The organism is Actinocorallia sp. B10E7, assembly GCF_039871655.1.
Classification (GTDB): domain Bacteria; phylum Actinomycetota; class Actinomycetes; order Streptosporangiales; family Streptosporangiaceae; genus Actinocorallia.
Genome location: NZ_JBDPLZ010000006.1, coordinates 178,511 through 192,310 on the forward strand (window position 1 = coordinate 178,511; position 13,800 = coordinate 192,310).

18 protein-coding genes are annotated in these 13,800 nt (G+C 68.5%); 10 read left to right on the forward strand and 8 right to left on the reverse strand.

Going from position 1 to position 13,800, the window contains the following annotated elements:
- Nucleotides 1-52 precede the first annotated feature (52 nt).
- The 3 genes from fbaA (at nt 53) to ABGB12_RS22475 (ending at nt 2,991) form a co-directional block, all read left to right on the forward strand.
- Nucleotides 53-1,072 (forward strand): class II fructose-bisphosphate aldolase, encoded by a 1,020-nt coding sequence (gene fbaA, locus ABGB12_RS22465; protein ID WP_347681003.1) that lies wholly within the window; start codon nt 53-55, stop codon nt 1,070-1,072.
- Between the two features lie 44 nt (nt 1,073-1,116).
- Entirely contained in the window at nt 1,117-1,524 is a 408-nt protein-coding gene (locus tag ABGB12_RS22470) for a DUF3151 domain-containing protein (RefSeq protein ID WP_347681005.1), read from the forward strand.
- Between the two features lie 183 nt (nt 1,525-1,707).
- Nucleotides 1,708-2,991: an adenylosuccinate synthase gene (locus tag ABGB12_RS22475; RefSeq protein ID WP_347681007.1), complete on the forward strand. Its 1,284-nt coding sequence runs from the start codon at nt 1,708-1,710 to the stop codon at nt 2,989-2,991.
- 68 nt (nt 2,992-3,059) lie between these two features.
- On the opposite strand, the gene ABGB12_RS22480 is transcribed toward ABGB12_RS22475, so the two are convergent.
- Both ABGB12_RS22480 and ABGB12_RS22485 read right to left on the reverse strand, forming a co-directional pair.
- On the reverse strand, nt 3,060-3,233 hold the full coding sequence (locus tag ABGB12_RS22480; protein ID WP_347681484.1) for a DUF397 domain-containing protein: 174 nt from the start codon (nt 3,231-3,233) through the stop codon (nt 3,060-3,062).
- A gap of 203 nt (nt 3,234-3,436) precedes the next feature.
- Nucleotides 3,437-4,321 carry a helix-turn-helix transcriptional regulator gene (locus ABGB12_RS22485; protein WP_347681009.1) on the reverse strand — a complete coding sequence of 295 codons (885 nt, stop codon included), beginning with the start codon at nt 4,319-4,321 and terminating at the stop codon, nt 3,437-3,439.
- Between the two features lie 394 nt (nt 4,322-4,715).
- Here ABGB12_RS22485 and ABGB12_RS22490 point away from each other — a divergent pair, with 394 nt between their 5' ends.
- Both ABGB12_RS22490 and ABGB12_RS22495 read left to right on the forward strand, forming a co-directional pair.
- On the forward strand, nt 4,716-5,333 hold the full coding sequence (locus ABGB12_RS22490; RefSeq protein WP_347681011.1) for a hypothetical protein: 618 nt from the start codon (nt 4,716-4,718) through the stop codon (nt 5,331-5,333).
- 126 nt (nt 5,334-5,459) lie between these two features.
- Nucleotides 5,460-5,660, forward strand: a complete 201-nt coding sequence (locus tag ABGB12_RS22495; RefSeq protein ID WP_347681013.1) for a DUF397 domain-containing protein — start codon at nt 5,460-5,462, stop codon at nt 5,658-5,660.
- Between the two features lie 205 nt (nt 5,661-5,865).
- On the opposite strand, the gene ABGB12_RS22500 is transcribed toward ABGB12_RS22495, so the two are convergent.
- A complete protein-coding gene (locus tag ABGB12_RS22500; protein ID WP_347681015.1) occupies nt 5,866-6,381 on the reverse strand; it encodes a DedA family protein in 516 nt (171 codons plus the stop codon).
- A gap of 148 nt (nt 6,382-6,529) precedes the next feature.
- Nucleotides 6,530-6,964, reverse strand: coding sequence for a hypothetical protein (locus ABGB12_RS22505; RefSeq protein WP_347681017.1), 435 nt, complete (start codon nt 6,962-6,964; stop codon nt 6,530-6,532).
- Nucleotides 6,965-7,521: 557 nt separating this feature from the next.
- Here ABGB12_RS22505 and ABGB12_RS22510 point away from each other — a divergent pair.
- The gene (locus ABGB12_RS22510) at nt 7,522-9,075 is read left to right on the forward strand and encodes an IS200/IS605 family accessory protein TnpB-related protein (RefSeq protein WP_347681019.1); all 1,554 of its coding nucleotides are present in this window, start codon (nt 7,522-7,524) and stop codon (nt 9,073-9,075) included.
- 46 nt (nt 9,076-9,121) lie between these two features.
- Here ABGB12_RS22510 and ABGB12_RS22515 read toward each other — a convergent pair whose 3' ends face one another.
- Complete coding sequence (locus ABGB12_RS22515; protein WP_347681021.1) at nt 9,122-10,033, reverse strand: NAD(P)-binding domain-containing protein; 912 nt, start codon at nt 10,031-10,033, stop codon at nt 9,122-9,124.
- 46 nt (nt 10,034-10,079) lie between these two features.
- Here ABGB12_RS22515 and ABGB12_RS22520 point away from each other — a divergent pair, with 46 nt between their 5' ends.
- Nucleotides 10,080-10,430 (forward strand): helix-turn-helix domain-containing protein, encoded by a 351-nt coding sequence (locus ABGB12_RS22520; RefSeq protein WP_347681023.1) that lies wholly within the window; start codon nt 10,080-10,082, stop codon nt 10,428-10,430.
- 156 nt (nt 10,431-10,586) lie between these two features.
- Here ABGB12_RS22520 and ABGB12_RS22525 read toward each other — a convergent pair whose 3' ends face one another.
- Nucleotides 10,587-11,264, reverse strand: a complete 678-nt coding sequence (locus tag ABGB12_RS22525) for a maleylpyruvate isomerase N-terminal domain-containing protein (RefSeq protein WP_347681025.1) — start codon at nt 11,262-11,264, stop codon at nt 10,587-10,589.
- 115 nt (nt 11,265-11,379) lie between these two features.
- A complete protein-coding gene (locus ABGB12_RS22530; protein WP_347681027.1) occupies nt 11,380-11,637 on the reverse strand; it encodes a hypothetical protein in 258 nt (85 codons plus the stop codon).
- 127 nt (nt 11,638-11,764) lie between these two features.
- On the opposite strand from ABGB12_RS22530, the gene ABGB12_RS22535 reads away from it, so the two are divergent.
- Genes ABGB12_RS22535 through ABGB12_RS22545 form a run of 3 tightly spaced genes read left to right on the forward strand, consistent with a single transcriptional unit; the run spans nt 11,765 to nt 12,973 of the window.
- Complete coding sequence (locus ABGB12_RS22535) at nt 11,765-12,580, forward strand: helix-turn-helix transcriptional regulator (RefSeq protein WP_347681029.1); 816 nt, start codon at nt 11,765-11,767, stop codon at nt 12,578-12,580.
- Nucleotides 12,577-12,774, forward strand: coding sequence for a DUF397 domain-containing protein (locus ABGB12_RS22540; RefSeq protein WP_347681031.1), 198 nt, complete (start codon nt 12,577-12,579; stop codon nt 12,772-12,774). The genes ABGB12_RS22535 and ABGB12_RS22540 overlap by 4 nt, the downstream gene beginning before the upstream one ends.
- 13 nt (nt 12,775-12,787) lie before the next feature.
- On the forward strand, nt 12,788-12,973 hold the full coding sequence (locus tag ABGB12_RS22545) for a DUF397 domain-containing protein (RefSeq protein ID WP_347681034.1): 186 nt from the start codon (nt 12,788-12,790) through the stop codon (nt 12,971-12,973).
- Here the strand turns inward: ABGB12_RS22545 and ABGB12_RS22550 are convergent.
- The gene (locus ABGB12_RS22550; RefSeq protein WP_347681036.1) at nt 12,949-13,548 is read right to left on the reverse strand and encodes a hypothetical protein; all 600 of its coding nucleotides are present in this window, start codon (nt 13,546-13,548) and stop codon (nt 12,949-12,951) included. The genes ABGB12_RS22545 and ABGB12_RS22550 overlap by 25 nt on opposite strands.
- Between the last annotated feature and the right edge of the window lie 252 nt (nt 13,549-13,800).

Below are 13,800 nucleotides of genomic sequence, written 5' to 3' on the forward strand. Positions count from 1 at the left end.
GGCACCACCGCGGCAGCGGTGGCTGACCTGCCCCGTCATGAGAGGAAAGCACATGCCCATCGCCACTCCCGAGGTCTACGCCGAGATGCTCGACCGCGCCAAGCAGGGCGGCTTCGCATACCCGGCGATCAATGTGACCTCCAGCCAGACGCTCAACGCGGCACTGCGCGGGTTCGCCGAGGCGGAGAGCGACGGCATCATCCAGGTATCCACCGGCGGCGCGGAGTACCTGTCCGGTTCCCTCAAGAGCATGGTCACCGGCTCCGTGGCGTTCGCCGAATACGCCCGGGTCGTGGCCGCCGAGTACGACGTCCAGATCGCGCTGCACACCGACCACTGCCCGAAGGACAAACTGGACGGCTTCATGCGTCCGCTGATCAAGATCTCCCAGGAGCGGGTGGCGCGCGGCCAGGAGCCGCTGTTCCAGTCGCACATGTGGGACGGCTCGGCCGTGCCGCTGAAGGAGAACCTGGAGATCGCGGTCGAACTGCTGGCCGAGTCCGTCAAGGCGCGCACGATCATGGAGATGGAGATCGGCGTCGTCGGCGGCGAGGAGGACGGCGTCGCCAACGAGATCAACGAGAAGCTGTACACCACCGTCGAGGACGCGCTGGCGACCGCCGACGCCGTCGGCACCGGGGAGAACGGCCGCTACATCCTGGCCGCGACGTTCGGCAACGTCCACGGCGTCTACAAGCCGGGCGCGGTCAAGCTGCGTCCGGAGGTCCTGAAGGAGCTCCAGGACGCCGTCAGCGCCAAGACCGGCAAGGACAAGCCGTTCGACCTCGTCTTCCACGGCGGTTCCGGCTCCACCCTGGAGGAGATCCGGGAGGCGGTCTCCTACGGCGTCATCAAGATGAACATCGACACCGACACCCAGTACGCCTTCACCCGTCCGGTCGCCGCCCACATGTTCACCAACTACGACGGCGTCCTGAAGGTCGACGGCGAGGTCGGCAACAAGAAGCTGTACGACCCGCGCTCGTGGGGCAAGGCCGCCGAGGCCGCCATGGCCGCGCGGATCGTCACCGCCTGCGAGGACCTGCTGTCCGCGGGCAAGAAGATCAAGTAACCCTCGAGGTGAGGGACCGGGGTCGGGTTGCCTACCATGCGGGTATGACCCAGAACCTGCTCGGCGGCCCGCCCCCGACCCACCTTCCCGACGTCCCCGAGGCCTCCCGGCTGCTCGCCGACGGCGCGGACCCGTACGAGGTCGCCGCGAAGTTCCCCTCCTTCCCGGCCGTCTGGGCCGAACTGGCCGAGCGCGCCTTCGCCAGGGGCAGCGTCATCGAGTGCTACGCCTACGCGCGCACCGGCTACCACCGGGGCCTGGACGCGCTGCGCCGCAGCGGCTGGAAGGGCCACGGCCCCGTCCCCTGGTCGCACGAGCCGAACCGGGGCTTCCTGCGGGCGCTGGCCGCCCTCGGACGCGCCGCCGCGGCGATCGGCGAGGAGGAGGAGGCCCAGCGCTGCAGGACGTTCCTGCGGGACTCCAGCGAGGAGGCCGCCGAGGCGCTGAGCTGACCCGTCCGTCCGGGGGACGACCCCCAGACCCCCGAAAACAGGGCCAGCCGATCCTCGCTTCGCTGCGGTCGTCTGACCCGGCTGTTTCCTCCCAGCTCAGGGCCGGGTAAGATCTGATCGCAAGAGGCCCCTTGTCGTACTTGCGATCAGGGGCTTTATCTTTGGCCTTAAGGAGATCGTCAGATGCCGGCCATCGTGCTCGTCGGTGCTCAGTGGGGTGACGAAGGCAAGGGGAAGGCGACAGACCTGCTCGGCGGGAAAGTCGACTACGTCGTCCGCTACCAGGGGGGCAACAACGCCGGACACACCGTCGTCATCGGGGACAAGTCCTACGCCCTCCACCTGCTGCCGTCGGGGATCCTCTCCCCCGACGTCGTCCCCGTGATCGGCAACGGGGTGGTGATCGACCCGGGGGTGCTGCTCCAGGAGATCGACGGCCTCAAGGCCCGCGGCATCGACTGCGAACGCCTGCTGATCTCGGCCAACGCGCACCTGATCATGCCCCACCACCGGGCCCTGGACAAGGTGTCCGAACGCTACCTGGGCAAGGCCCGGATCGGCACCACGGGCCGCGGCATCGGCCCCGCCTACGGCGACAAGATCGCCCGGATGGGCGTGCGGGTCCAGGACCTGTTCGACCCGGGCATCCTGCAGAAGAAGATCGAGCTCTCGCTGCGCGAGAAGAACCAGGTCATGACGAAGGTCTACAACCGGCGTCCGATCCTGGTCGACCCGATCGTCGAGGAGTACCTGGAGTACGGCGAGCGCCTGCGCCCGTACGTGGCGAACACCGAGCTGATCATCAACCGGGCGCTGGACGAGGGCAAGGTCGTGCTGCTGGAGGGCGCCCAGGGCACCCTCCTGGACATCGACCACGGCACCTACCCGTTCGTGACGTCGTCGTCCCCGACGGCCGGCGGCGCCTGCGCGGGCTCCGGCGTCGGCCCCACGAAGGTCACGAGCGTCATCGGCATCCTCAAGGCGTACACGACGCGCGTCGGCGCGGGACCGTTCCCGTCCGAGCTGCTGGACGAGATGGGCGAGTACCTGCGCACCACCGGCGGCGAGTACGGCGTGACGACGGGCCGCGACCGCCGCTGCGGCTGGTTCGACGCCGTCATCGCCCGCTACGCCGCCCGCGTCAACGGCATCACGGACTTCTTCCTGACGAAGCTGGACGTGCTGTCGGGCCTGGAGCAGGTCCCCGTCTGCGTCGCCTACGACGTCGACGGCGTCCGCCACGACGAGATGCCCTCCACGCAGACGGAGTTCCACCACGCCAAGCCGATCCTGGAGTACCTGCCGGGCTGGCAGGAGGACATCACCTCCGCGAAGTCCTTCGACGACCTGCCTCCGAACGCGCAGGCCTACGTGAAGCGCCTCGAGGAATTGTCGGGCGCGCAGATCTCCGCCATCGGCGTCGGCCCCGGCCGCGACCAGACCCTGACGGTCCGCGACCTGATCTGACGGGCCTTCACGGCCGAAAACGACGCCCTCCGGTCCCGGGACCGGAGGGCGTCACGTTTCACCGGGCGTCATCCGTCGTCTTTGAGCTCGCTGATCAGGGCGCGCCACGCGGATCTGCCGACCAACAGGATTCCCGCTTCCGGGTTCTTGCTGTCCCTGACCAGGACGCCTGGGCCGTTCGCGACTTCGACGCAAGATTCCGTGTTGCTTCGAGAACTCTTACGCCAGGTGAGCTGAGACATCGCAAGCTGAGTCACACGGGCCTCCTGGAATCACATCCGTCCCCCGGGTGGCCTGCAGTTCTCCATGCGAAGTGAAAAACCTTCAGCGGGAAACCGAGAGCACCATTGATCTTTCAGGCCCTGACTCGAGTTTAAGTGCCATGACAGCTTCTGCCTACTACTCCTGACAGTTCACGGCAGAACCCGGAAGGAAGCCCGAAGGCTCAGGCGGTGCTCATCTCGTCCGCGATCCGGGTCATCAGCTCACAGGACTCCTCGGGGCTGAGCGTCCATTCTTCGAGGTCTTCGTACTTCTCCCGGTAGTTGATGATCTGCGCGTCCCGGCCGGTCATGACGAGGTCCCCTCCGCGGAGCCCCTCCAGATAGAGCACCTCACCGAGGTCCGCGTCGAAGTCCAGCAGGGTGAACGGCCCCTGCATGCCGAAGTGGGCCCCTTTGTTGAACGGAATGATCTGGATGGTGAGGTGGTCGCCCTGCGCGACCTCGACCATGTGGCGCAACTGGGCGGGCATGATGCCCCTGCCGTTCTTGGTCAGTGCGCCGACGTGCCGGCGGACCACCGCTTCGTCGAGGATGAAGTGCCGGTGGGGGACGGGTTCGCGTTCCGCGAGCCTGTCCTGCCGTTCGATTCGCAGGCCCGCCAGCGTCTCGATCTTCTCCTCGCTCGCGTCCTTGACGAACTGCCCCAGGATGACCCTGGCATAGTCCATGGTCTGCAGCAGGCCGGGGACGAGGCTGGGATGGAACACGCGGATGTAGGAGGCTCCCGCCTCATAACCCAGATAGTTGCGGAACTGCTGGTCCTCGATCGGATACGACGCCCACCAGCCGCGCTCCCTGGTCCCCTTGGCCAGTCTGGTCATCCGCTCGACTCTCTCGGCGTCCGCCATCCCGTAGAAGCGAAGCAGCGCCTGGAGGTCCGTGGTGGAGGTGCCGACCGTTCCCCCCTCGATGCGGATCACCTTGGAAACCGACCAGTCCAATGCTTTGGCGACATCATCCTGAGTCTTTCCCGCCTCCCTCCTCAGTCGCAGCAGTTCCGTGGAGAGCAGCGCGCGCTGAACGACGGGACCCAGATCCGATGCCATTTCCCTCAACTCCAATAAGGCACTTCCAGAACAGGAACCACTCTGCTCCGGAAGTTCACTTCACTCTCTCGAACCACACGGACGACAACGCTTGCATTCAACCGTCGATCGTATGAGTCGCTGTGCCTGGAAGCACACCGCATGCTGCAAGACGACTCTCACGCAATGACAGTATCGAACTGCCAGGTTATATTAGCAACATGGCAGATTGCAGCTATCATTACGGCAAGAGTCGGACAAGGTGATCTCCGGCTTGACGGGCGGGCCCGGCCCGGGCCGCCACTCCATGTCCGTTTTCTAGATATCTGGGAGGTGGTGGCCGAATGCCTTACGGGGCTCAGCCGTTGGAGGGAGCCGCGCCCCTGGGACGTCAGCACAGAAGCCGAGGACGAAAGTGACGACCTTCCCCATCCACAGGAGCATCCTGCTGCTGGACATCGAGAGTTCCACCAGCCGCAGCAACCCCGTCAAGGAACAGCTGCGCGAGCAGCTCTACCGGATGCTCGACGACTCCCTCGCCTTCGCCGGCGTGGACGACAAGCACCGGGAGCACTACGAGGACCGGGGCGACGGCGTGATGGCCCTGATCCATCCGGCCGACGAGATCCCCAAATGCCACCTCATCAGCCGCCTCGTCCCGTCTCTGACCCAGGCCCTTGTGGACTACAACGCGTCGCTGCCGTGGGAGGAATCGCTGCGCCGGAGCATGCGCCTGCGGGTGGCCGTCCACGCCGGCGAGATCCACCGGGACGACAGGGGTTTCTTCGGCGAGGCCCTGGACGTCGCCTGCCGCCTTCTGGACAACAAGAGGTTCAAACGCTCTCTCGCGACCAGCTCCGACCCCCTGGCCCTGGTCGTCTCCGAAGACCTCTACTGGAACACGGTCCACCACGAGTACGACGGTCTGCGGCCCCGCGACTTCACCCGCGACATCCGGGTGACGGTCGGGGGCCGCACCCATCACGGATGGCTGAAGATCCCCACCCCCCTGGCCAGCTCGGGCATCGCCTGACCCCAATCCGCGACACGGGTACGTCCTGGCTTGGTCCTGGCTTCCAGGTCCGCTTTCCTTTCTCAGAAGAACCGCCTTCCCACCTGACCAGGCGGTTCGTCTCTGAACAGGGAGGACTTGGAGACCATGAAGCTCAACAGCACCACCCTTCACTGGCGGAAGAGCAGCCACTGCGCCCTCGCGGACTGCGTCGAGCTCGCCGTGCTCCCCGACCGGATCGCTCTGCGGGACTCCAAGAGCCCCGACCGTGCCCGACTCGTCATCTCGCGCCTCGCCTTCCGCGCGTTGGCCCGCGAACTCGGCGCGGCTCCACCCACGTACTCGTGACCCGGGCCGCCGAGCACGCCCCACACGGCACGCCGGTTTCCCGGCGCAGGCCACGCGGCGGACGGCCGCAGGGCTCCTGCTTCCCGCCGAAGCACGGCGAGACAGGAGCCCTGCCCGACGATCAGGCCGCTCGGTGAGACGGCTTCCCGCGCAACGGGCAACGCCGCCGCCGCCGACTGAAACGCCCGGCTCCGTCCGCCGGTCCTCAGAGGGTGAGAGCCGGGGCTGCGGCGAAACCGAGCGCCACGCAGACAGGCGCCCACAGGGCGCCGGCCACGACGGACCAGGCCAGGTAGCCGCGCAGCGGCGTGCCGCTCATGCCGCACAGCGCCGGGACGAGGGTGCGCAGACCGGCGGTGAAACGGGCGATCAGAACGGCCTTGCCGCTGTGACCCGCGATCAGACGCAGGGCGCGGTCGGTGTGGCCGGGCTTGCGCCAGCGGGCGGGAACCCTACGCAGCAGTCCCTCCTGCCAGCGACGCCCCGCCAGATACCCGGCGAAGTTGCCGGCGACCGCGCCGAGCAGTGCGGCCACGAGGATCGCCGCGAGCGGAACCCGCTGGTGGTAGGCGAGGATCCCGCCGGCGATCACGGCCGTCTGCCCGGGGACCACCACGCCGATCAGGGGCAGCGCCGCCTCCAGCGCCGGGATGAACAGCACCATGACCAGCGCCCCCCACATCCCGACGGACGCCGCGTTCGCGGCCAGCCACCCCGTCATCTCCGCCCCTCCGCATCGTTTCTCCCGATACGTCAAGGCAACCGGATCCCGTGGTGGAAGTCCCTCCCGCTGATCTCTCTTTCCGAGGTGGCACCAGCACCACCCTTCCTCCGTCAGCCGCGCGGGTGACGGAGGCGGCCTCGGGAGCTCAGCGGTCGGAGGTTTTCTCGGCTCGGCGGAGGCCCATGAACTGGAGTTCGGCGTAGGCGGCCACCACCACGGCCATGAGCAGCATGAAGGCGACGCCCAGGCCGGTGAGGGGGACCAGGTCGGTCAGGGCGAGGAGGACGAGGCCGACGGCCGACAGGACGTTGCCCGTGATGACGAAGGTGACGTGCCGCGGGGGGATACGCGGATGGTCGACGACGAGGACGACGGCCAGCGCCCAGCCGAGCAGGGCGATACCGAGGGGGATCGCCCAGCTCGTCGGCAGGCCGAGGAGGTCCTCGAGGGGCCGGGCCGCCGCGAGCAGGAGTACGCCTGAGGCGGCGGTGCTCACACCGTCGATCCACAGGATCCGGCGCAGCAGGGTCGAGGCGTCGGCGGTCGCGGGCTGGTGAAGCGCTCCGGTCTGCGTGCTCATGCAAGCCTCCTTCTCCGTAGGCGGGTCTCGCCCATCGGCAAGAGCGTGTCACCGCCCCGGCCACGCCCTCAATAACCCGTCAGGTCATCGCCGGGCGGTGCGGGAGAGCCCTGCCGGGCCGGTCCGGCGGTGCCCGTGTCACGGTGAGACGCGAAGAAGACCTCCGCGCGGGGTCCGGAGTTCGGCTCCGTTCCCCCGCTCCGGAGGTCTTCTTTCCCGGCCGGGCGCCCGCGCCGACGCCGACCACGCTCGTGATCATTGCACCCGGTCGCCCGTCGGGGGTATGAGCTGTTGCCGGTCGGGTGTTCAGGAGCGTCCGTGAGGTTTCTCTGGTCGTCCGTGGACCTCGCGGCGTATCCCGTGCGGCCGGTCTCGGCGGCCGGGTGTCGGTCGCTGGTCTCTCCGGATGCTCGAAGAGGTTTCCGGGTTTCCCGTCCGTGCCCGCAGCGCCGGGAGTAGGTTGTCTTGCGGTCACACCCGGTGACCTCGGGCAGGTGGGAAGGGGTGCGGTATGCCAGCGATCCACGACTGCCGCTCGGCTTCGCGGACGGCCCGGCATGGCTGAGCGAGTGGGGCCGCTGCGGCCGATCACCCCGCCGTTCGTCGCCACCCAGCCCCGGGGCGTGTCGATCCGCACCCGCCTCAAGAGCCTCACGCCCCGGGACGAGGAGGTGCTGAGCCGGGTGGGTGCGCATCTGGGGTCGTTGGCGGGCCGGGATCTGGCCGTCCGCTGTGCTGACGGCCTGGCCCACACCGCGCAGCGGTGGGCGGAGCGCAAACGGAAGTTGACCGGTGCATCGTCGTCGCGGTGGGCGGGGTCGATCACCAAGGCCACCCACGACCAGTGGGCGCTGTCCCGGCGCTCCCAGGCCGCCCACCTGAGTGACCTGGACGCCGCCATCGACACCATCGGCCGTCGTCTGGCCCTGCCCCTGGGCGAGAAGGGGAACAAACGCGCCCCGGGCGGCTACCGGTCGCGGAGCGAGTGGTTTCACAAGTCCCGCCGCCTGGCCCTGCTGAAGGAGCGCCGCGAGAAGGTCAAGGCCGACTTCGCCGCCGGGAGGGTACACGTGGTGCGCGGCGGCCGCGCCCTGGCCCGCACCCGCCACCACCTGCGGGAAGCCGGTCTGAGCGAGCAGGAGTGGCGGCAGCGGTGGCAGGCGGCCCGCTGGTTCCTGGCCGCCGACGGCGAGAGCGGCAAACGGTACGGCAACGAGACCTTGCGCATCACCCCCGACGGGCAGGTCAGCCTCAAACTCCCCGCCCCCCTGGCCGGACTGGCCAACGCCCCCCACGGCCGGTACGTCCTGGCCGCCCGGGTCTCCTTCGCCCACCGCGGCCGGGAATGGGCGGACCGGGTGGCCGCCGACCGGGCGGTCGCCTACCGCCTGCACCTCGACCCGCAGCGGGGCCGCTGGTACGTGGACGCCTCCTGGCAGCGCCCGCCCGTGCAGATCCTCCCCCTGGAGGCGGCACGCGCGGGCGGGATGGTGGCGGTGGACACCAACGCCGACCATCTGGCCGCCTGGCGCCTGGACGTGCACGGCAACCCGATCGGCAGACCGGAACGCTTCGACTACGACCTGTCCGGTACCGCACAGCACCGGGACGCCCAGCTGCGGCACGCTCTCACCCGGCTGCTGCACTACACCCGCCGCACCGGCGCCAAAGCGATCGCGATCGAGGACCTGGACTTCACCGACTCCACCACCCGCGAGAAGCACGGCCGCAACCGCCGCTTCCGCCAGGTCATCTCCGGCATCCCCACCAGCAGGTTGAAGGCCCGCCTGGTGTCGATGGCCGCCGAGCACGATCTCGCCGTGGTGGCGGTGGATCCGGCCTACACCAGCGTGTGGGGAGCCAGATACTGGCAGAAACCCACCAGCACCACCACGCGCAAGACCACCCGGCACGAGGCCGCGAGCCTCGTGATCGGGCGACGCGCCCTGGGACACGGCGCCCGGCGTCGGACGGCACCGCCCCCGCATCACCGGAGTGATGGTGCGGGGCATCGGACCGCCCAGGCCGAACGCCGCGTCCCGGGGCGCGAGGGAACCCGCCCCACCCGCAAGGCTGCGCGGACGCGATCCGCAAAGCCGCCGGGTGTGTGAAAGCAGGGGACCAGCCCGCCCAGCACCGTTCGGGGCAGGCCACTGATCACAGGGCGCTCCTGGACAGTGTTGAGGAACGGTTCAGGAGTTCGGTGATCCGGATGAAGCCGTTCGTGCCGTGGCCTTGGCCGATGGCGCGGCGGGCCAGGCCTTCGGCGGCGCGCATCACGCCCGCGTCGACGCCGTGGGCTTCGGAGGCCTGAATGATGTGGGCCATGGAGGACGCCGCCGAGGTGAGCGGGTTGCCTTCGCCGGAGAAACGGCCGCTGTCCGCTTCTTCGGCCTCCTTCTCGAAGATCGGGGGGAGGATCTGACCGATGCCTTTGGCGAACGGGGCCAGTTCCCGTGCGGTGATGCCCTCCGCCCTCGCGACGGCCAAAGCGTGCGCGTAGCCCGTCATGGCGGTCCAGAAGATGTCGAGCAGCGCGATGTCGTACGCGGCCGCCCGGCCGATGTCCTCGCCGAGGTGGGTGTGGGTGCCGCCGAGGACGTCCAGCACCGGGCGGTGCTCCCGGTAGAGCGCTTCGGGGCCGCTGTGCAGGAAGACCGCGTCAGGGGTTCCGATGGTCGAGGCCGGGGTCATGATCGCGCCGTCGAGGTAGCCGATGCCGTGCTCGGCGGCCCAGGAGGCGGCCTCCCTGGCACGTTCGGGGGTGTCGGCGGTCAGGTTCACGACCGTGCGTCCCTTGAGGGCCGCGGTCACCGGATCGCGGCGCACGATGGTGTCCGCCGCGTCGTAGTTCACCACGCAGACCACGGTCAGGCCGCTCGCCGCGACAGCGGCTTCGGGTGACGGGGCGCCGACCGCGCCCTTCTCGACCAGTTCCCGGTCCTTGCCCGGAGTCCGGTTCCAGACCGTGGTCCGCAGGCCGGCTTCCAGGAACGCTCCGGACAGGGCCCGGCCCATCGGTCCCAGGCCGAGCACGGTGACGGTGGTCTGCTCGTTGTACGAAGGCATGCCGAAATTCCTCTACAAATGATGGAAGACGATGAACGGGGGGAAGATGACGCGCAGCCGTGCCCAGGACCTGAACGTCTGCGGGGTGACCGCCGCGATCGCCGTGATCGACGGCAAGTGGAAGACGTTCCTGCTCTGGCTTCTGGAATCCGGCCCGTACCGTCCGGGTGAGCTGCTCCGGCAGGCGCCGGGGCTCACCGAGAAGGTGATGACTCAGGCGCTCCGGGAGATGGAGGCCGACGGCCTGGTCCACCGCGAGGTGCACGACGTTCGGCCGTTGAAGACCGTGTACTCCCTGACGCCGTTCGGCCGTGACCTCTCCGAGGCACTGGCCCCTCTCTCCGACTGGGGCCACCGCCGCCTGGAGAGGCTGGCCGGTTCCCGGCCGGTCCGCTGACGCAACGCCGCCCCCCTTTCCTCAGTTGGCGTCGACGGCCTTCCGGCCGCCCACGACCAAGCTTCGACCCGCCCCACCCGAACGACAAGTACCCACAAAAAGGTGGGCATCGTGGGCAGCCGCGGAGACGGTCCACGCCTCGGCGTCCAGAGGCGTTCAGCCGAGGGAGAGCCAGGTGACGCCCTGGGCGTCCAGGGCGCGGGTCTCGTCGCGGGTGAGGGGGGCGCGGCCGGTGGCTTTGCGGAGGAAGGTGGGCCGGTCCCAGCCGAGGGGGCGGCCGGCGCCGTTGAGGAGGAGGTCTTCGACGGCCTGGGCGGCTCGGGGGGTGGGCCAGGCCGGACGGGAGAGGGCGGTGGCCAGGTCGAGGCCGTGGACGGTGAGTTCGACCAGGCGGGTGAGGAGGAAGTCGGCGAGGAGCATGGCGTCGCCGTGACGGGTGCGGACGACGCGGGGGGCGGGCTCGGCCTCGCACAGGGCGTGGGCGAGACGCCAGGTCGCGGCGAAGTCGTCGAGCAGGTGGGCGGGGGTGTCGTGGGAGGAGGCGCGGGAGCGGGCCAGGGAGATACGGGCGGCGGCGGTCTCGGGGGAGAAGCGGGCGTCGGGCCGGTAGTAGGCGGCGGCCGAGACCTCGGCGCGGGGCGGTGCGGGCGCCGTGAGCATGCCGGGGAGCCAGGCGAGGACGACCGTCAGGTGGCCGACCAGGTCACGGACGGCCCACGGCACGCAGGCTGTGGGGAGGTCCCACTCGTGCGGGGCGAGGCCGGTCAGGACATGCTCCAGGTTCTCGGCCTCGTCGTGGAAAATCCGGATCATCGATCTCTGCTGGGCTTTCATGCGTTTTCCCGTCTTCCGCAGGCTCATCGGCGCACAGTCTTCCGGTCGTGATGTGAGGACGTCGGGGGCCTCCCGGGCGTACGGGCCCGGGAGGGCGATACGTGCGGAGCATCGGCTATATGCCGGATGTGCGGTTCTCGACGGATCGGGGGACCGGCTCGCGCAGGGCGTCCTCGATGCGGCGTTGTTCGGCCAGTTCATCGCGGAGGTCCTCGGACGAGCCGGCCATGAGGGTGCAGGCCAGGCCTGCGGTGAACTCGTCATCGGTCAGGGAGCAGCAGCGACGGGTCGCCATCCAGCTGCCCTCCGGCAGCACCCGTATCCGCCAGTCCGGGTGACGTCTCCGCAGGTCCTCCAGCACGTGCTCGCTCACGGTCGCCCCTTCCTCATCTTTCGCCGTTCGGAGGACCAGGATCGTGACGGGCGGATACTCTCGGCTACATACCGGTCACACCCGGAGGCTCCCTGCCCGGGCACGCAGGACCTACCAGAGGACCCCCATGGCACACGGTGATCTGGCCCGCGATCCGCTGATCCGGGCGTTCGGCGCGGTAGTGCGCGCTTACCGGGAGGCGGCAGGCCTGTCCCGCGCCAAGCTGGCCGAAGCACTCGGCTGCTCACCTCAGTGGATCGAGAAGATCGAAACGGGAGCACGGCCCCCGTCCGAGGCGACTTCGATCGACCTGGACACCTATTTCAAAACGCCGGGCGCCTTCCATGCCATGTGGAGAGAGCTCAAGCGAGCCGGAAAGACCGTTGACTTTCCAGGCTTTCCAGGCTTCGTGGCGCTAGAAGCCAAGGCCAGCACAATGCATATCTTCGAGAACATGGTCATCACAGGACTCTTTCAGACTCCTGAGTACGCCTATGAGATCCTCAAACCAGGCCGAAGGCCTGACGTCATCGAAGACCTCGTCGCGACCCGCCTGGAGCGCCAGCGGATCCTCGAACGCGAATCTCCTCCAGAGATCGTCCTCATCCTGGATGAAACAGCGCTTCACCGTCCCATCGGCGATCAGCAACTACGCAAGAACCAGTTCTACCACCTGGCCGAGCTCGCCGATGCTCCCAACATAACCGTGCAGATCATCCCTTCCAGCACCGGTTCGTACGCTGGCCTTCCCGGGGCGTTCACCCTCATGGAATTCGATTCCATGCCGAGCGCCGTCTACATCGAGAAACATACCGACGGAGAGATCATCGGGCAGACAGAAAGGGTGAGGAGCTATGCACTACAATTTAGTTTGATCAGGGGCGCTGCAATGTCTGCTCCCGAATCCATGAAACTGCTGCGCATGATTGGGGACACCCTATGAACCAGCACACCCCGCCAGTTGTCCAGTGGCGCAAGAGTAGCTACAGCACCAACACCGGCGGCCAGTGCGTTGAACTCGCAGCCCTCCCCGGAAAGATCGGGGTCCGCGACTCCAAGAACCCCCGAGTCCCCCATCTCTCACTCAACCCTTCAGCGTTCCGCGCATTCGTCGGGCGACTTCGCTCCGAGCAGTGAGGACAGCCACGCCATGACACGCGGCTTGTCAGCGGCTCAGCGGCGTAAGAGCAGCCACAGCGGTGACACCGGTGGCCAGCGCGTCGAAGCCGCCGCGCTCCCCGGACAGATCGACATCCGCGACTCCAAGAACCCTGAGGCTCCTCACCTCACGTTCGGGAGCGGGAGGCCGGGTCAGGCACCGTCGTCGACCGGGTAGGTCCGCCAGATCTTGAGGTCGCCGTAGGCCGGGCTGCGTGGGGTGGTGAAGGTGAAGCGGTAGCTGCGGAAGGAGGGATAGTAGAGGACCGAGCCCAACGGGAGAGTTACCGTCCGGGATGCGCCGGGCTCGATCGCGAACTCGCCTCTCAGGCCGCCCGGGACCATGGGGCTGGTGTCGCAGACGCCGTCGCGGCCGATGCAGAGCCCGACGGTCTGGGTGGTGCTCTGGTTGCGGAACTCGACCGAGCCGTAGGTGAGCAGGCAGGAGTTCTGGATGACGCCGTCTTCGGCAATGAAGGTGACGTCGGCGAAGTAACCGCCGTCGGGGCAGCCACCCCCGGCCAGCGGCGTGTCCGGCGTCCGGACTGCGGCGCAGAGCGCGACAACGCCCGGCGGCGTCGCGGCGAAGACCGCGATCCCGACGATCACAGCGAGGATCTCGCGCGGCCGCTGCGGGAGTCGCAACCGCTCTGGCAGGCGCTCCCCTCCCTTGCCGGTGAGATGCCAAGCGATGAATCCCAGGAAGAAACCCCCGAAAGGCGAGAGCAATCCCAGTACAACCGCTACGTCCACGGCCGCACTCTAGCCTCGGTCTTTCATGGGGTCGGTCAGATCGCGTAGCGGCCTGACCGACTCTTGTTTTCAATGGCGGGTCAGCGTGTCGGCCCGACTGTCGCGTCGGGTGGGCGGGGTTCCACGGCCCCGGGTGGTCCCCTTCCCGGATGGTCGGGGTGGTTGGTGCCGGCAGAGGCCTGGCAGCGCTTGGAGCCGGGTGATCGCGGTGGTGATCAGACCGGACCAGGTCCTGGCGAGGCGGAGCCGCAG

Bases quoted from the DNA above. Each gene is read 5' to 3' on its own strand.
- ABGB12_RS22525 (WP_347681025.1), bottom strand. From the start codon at position 11,264: ATGAAAGCCCAGCAGAGATCGATGATCCGGATTTTCCACGACGAGGCC.
- ABGB12_RS22485 (WP_347681009.1), bottom strand. From the start codon at position 4,321: ATGGCATCGGATCTGGGTCCCGTCGTTCAGCGCGCGCTGCTCTCCACG.
- ABGB12_RS22500 (WP_347681015.1), bottom strand. From the start codon at position 6,381: ATGACGGGGTGGCTGGCCGCGAACGCGGCGTCCGTCGGGATGTGGGGG.
- ABGB12_RS22475 (WP_347681007.1), top strand. From the start codon at position 1,708: ATGCCGGCCATCGTGCTCGTCGGTGCTCAGTGGGGTGACGAAGGCAAG.
- ABGB12_RS22470 (WP_347681005.1), top strand. From the start codon at position 1,117: ATGACCCAGAACCTGCTCGGCGGCCCGCCCCCGACCCACCTTCCCGAC.
- fbaA (WP_347681003.1), top strand. From the start codon at position 53: ATGCCCATCGCCACTCCCGAGGTCTACGCCGAGATGCTCGACCGCGCC.
- ABGB12_RS22520 (WP_347681023.1), top strand. From the start codon at position 10,080: ATGACGCGCAGCCGTGCCCAGGACCTGAACGTCTGCGGGGTGACCGCC.
- ABGB12_RS22495 (WP_347681013.1), top strand. From the start codon at position 5,460: ATGAAGCTCAACAGCACCACCCTTCACTGGCGGAAGAGCAGCCACTGC.
- ABGB12_RS22535 (WP_347681029.1), top strand. From the start codon at position 11,765: ATGGCACACGGTGATCTGGCCCGCGATCCGCTGATCCGGGCGTTCGGC.
- ABGB12_RS22540 (WP_347681031.1), top strand. From the start codon at position 12,577: ATGAACCAGCACACCCCGCCAGTTGTCCAGTGGCGCAAGAGTAGCTAC.
- ABGB12_RS22515 (WP_347681021.1), bottom strand. From the start codon at position 10,033: ATGCCTTCGTACAACGAGCAGACCACCGTCACCGTGCTCGGCCTGGGA.
- ABGB12_RS22510 (WP_347681019.1), top strand. From the start codon at position 7,522: ATGGCTGAGCGAGTGGGGCCGCTGCGGCCGATCACCCCGCCGTTCGTC.
- ABGB12_RS22545 (WP_347681034.1), top strand. From the start codon at position 12,788: ATGACACGCGGCTTGTCAGCGGCTCAGCGGCGTAAGAGCAGCCACAGC.
- ABGB12_RS22505 (WP_347681017.1), bottom strand. From the start codon at position 6,964: ATGAGCACGCAGACCGGAGCGCTTCACCAGCCCGCGACCGCCGACGCC.
- ABGB12_RS22480 (WP_347681484.1), bottom strand. From the start codon at position 3,233: ATGTCTCAGCTCACCTGGCGTAAGAGTTCTCGAAGCAACACGGAATCT.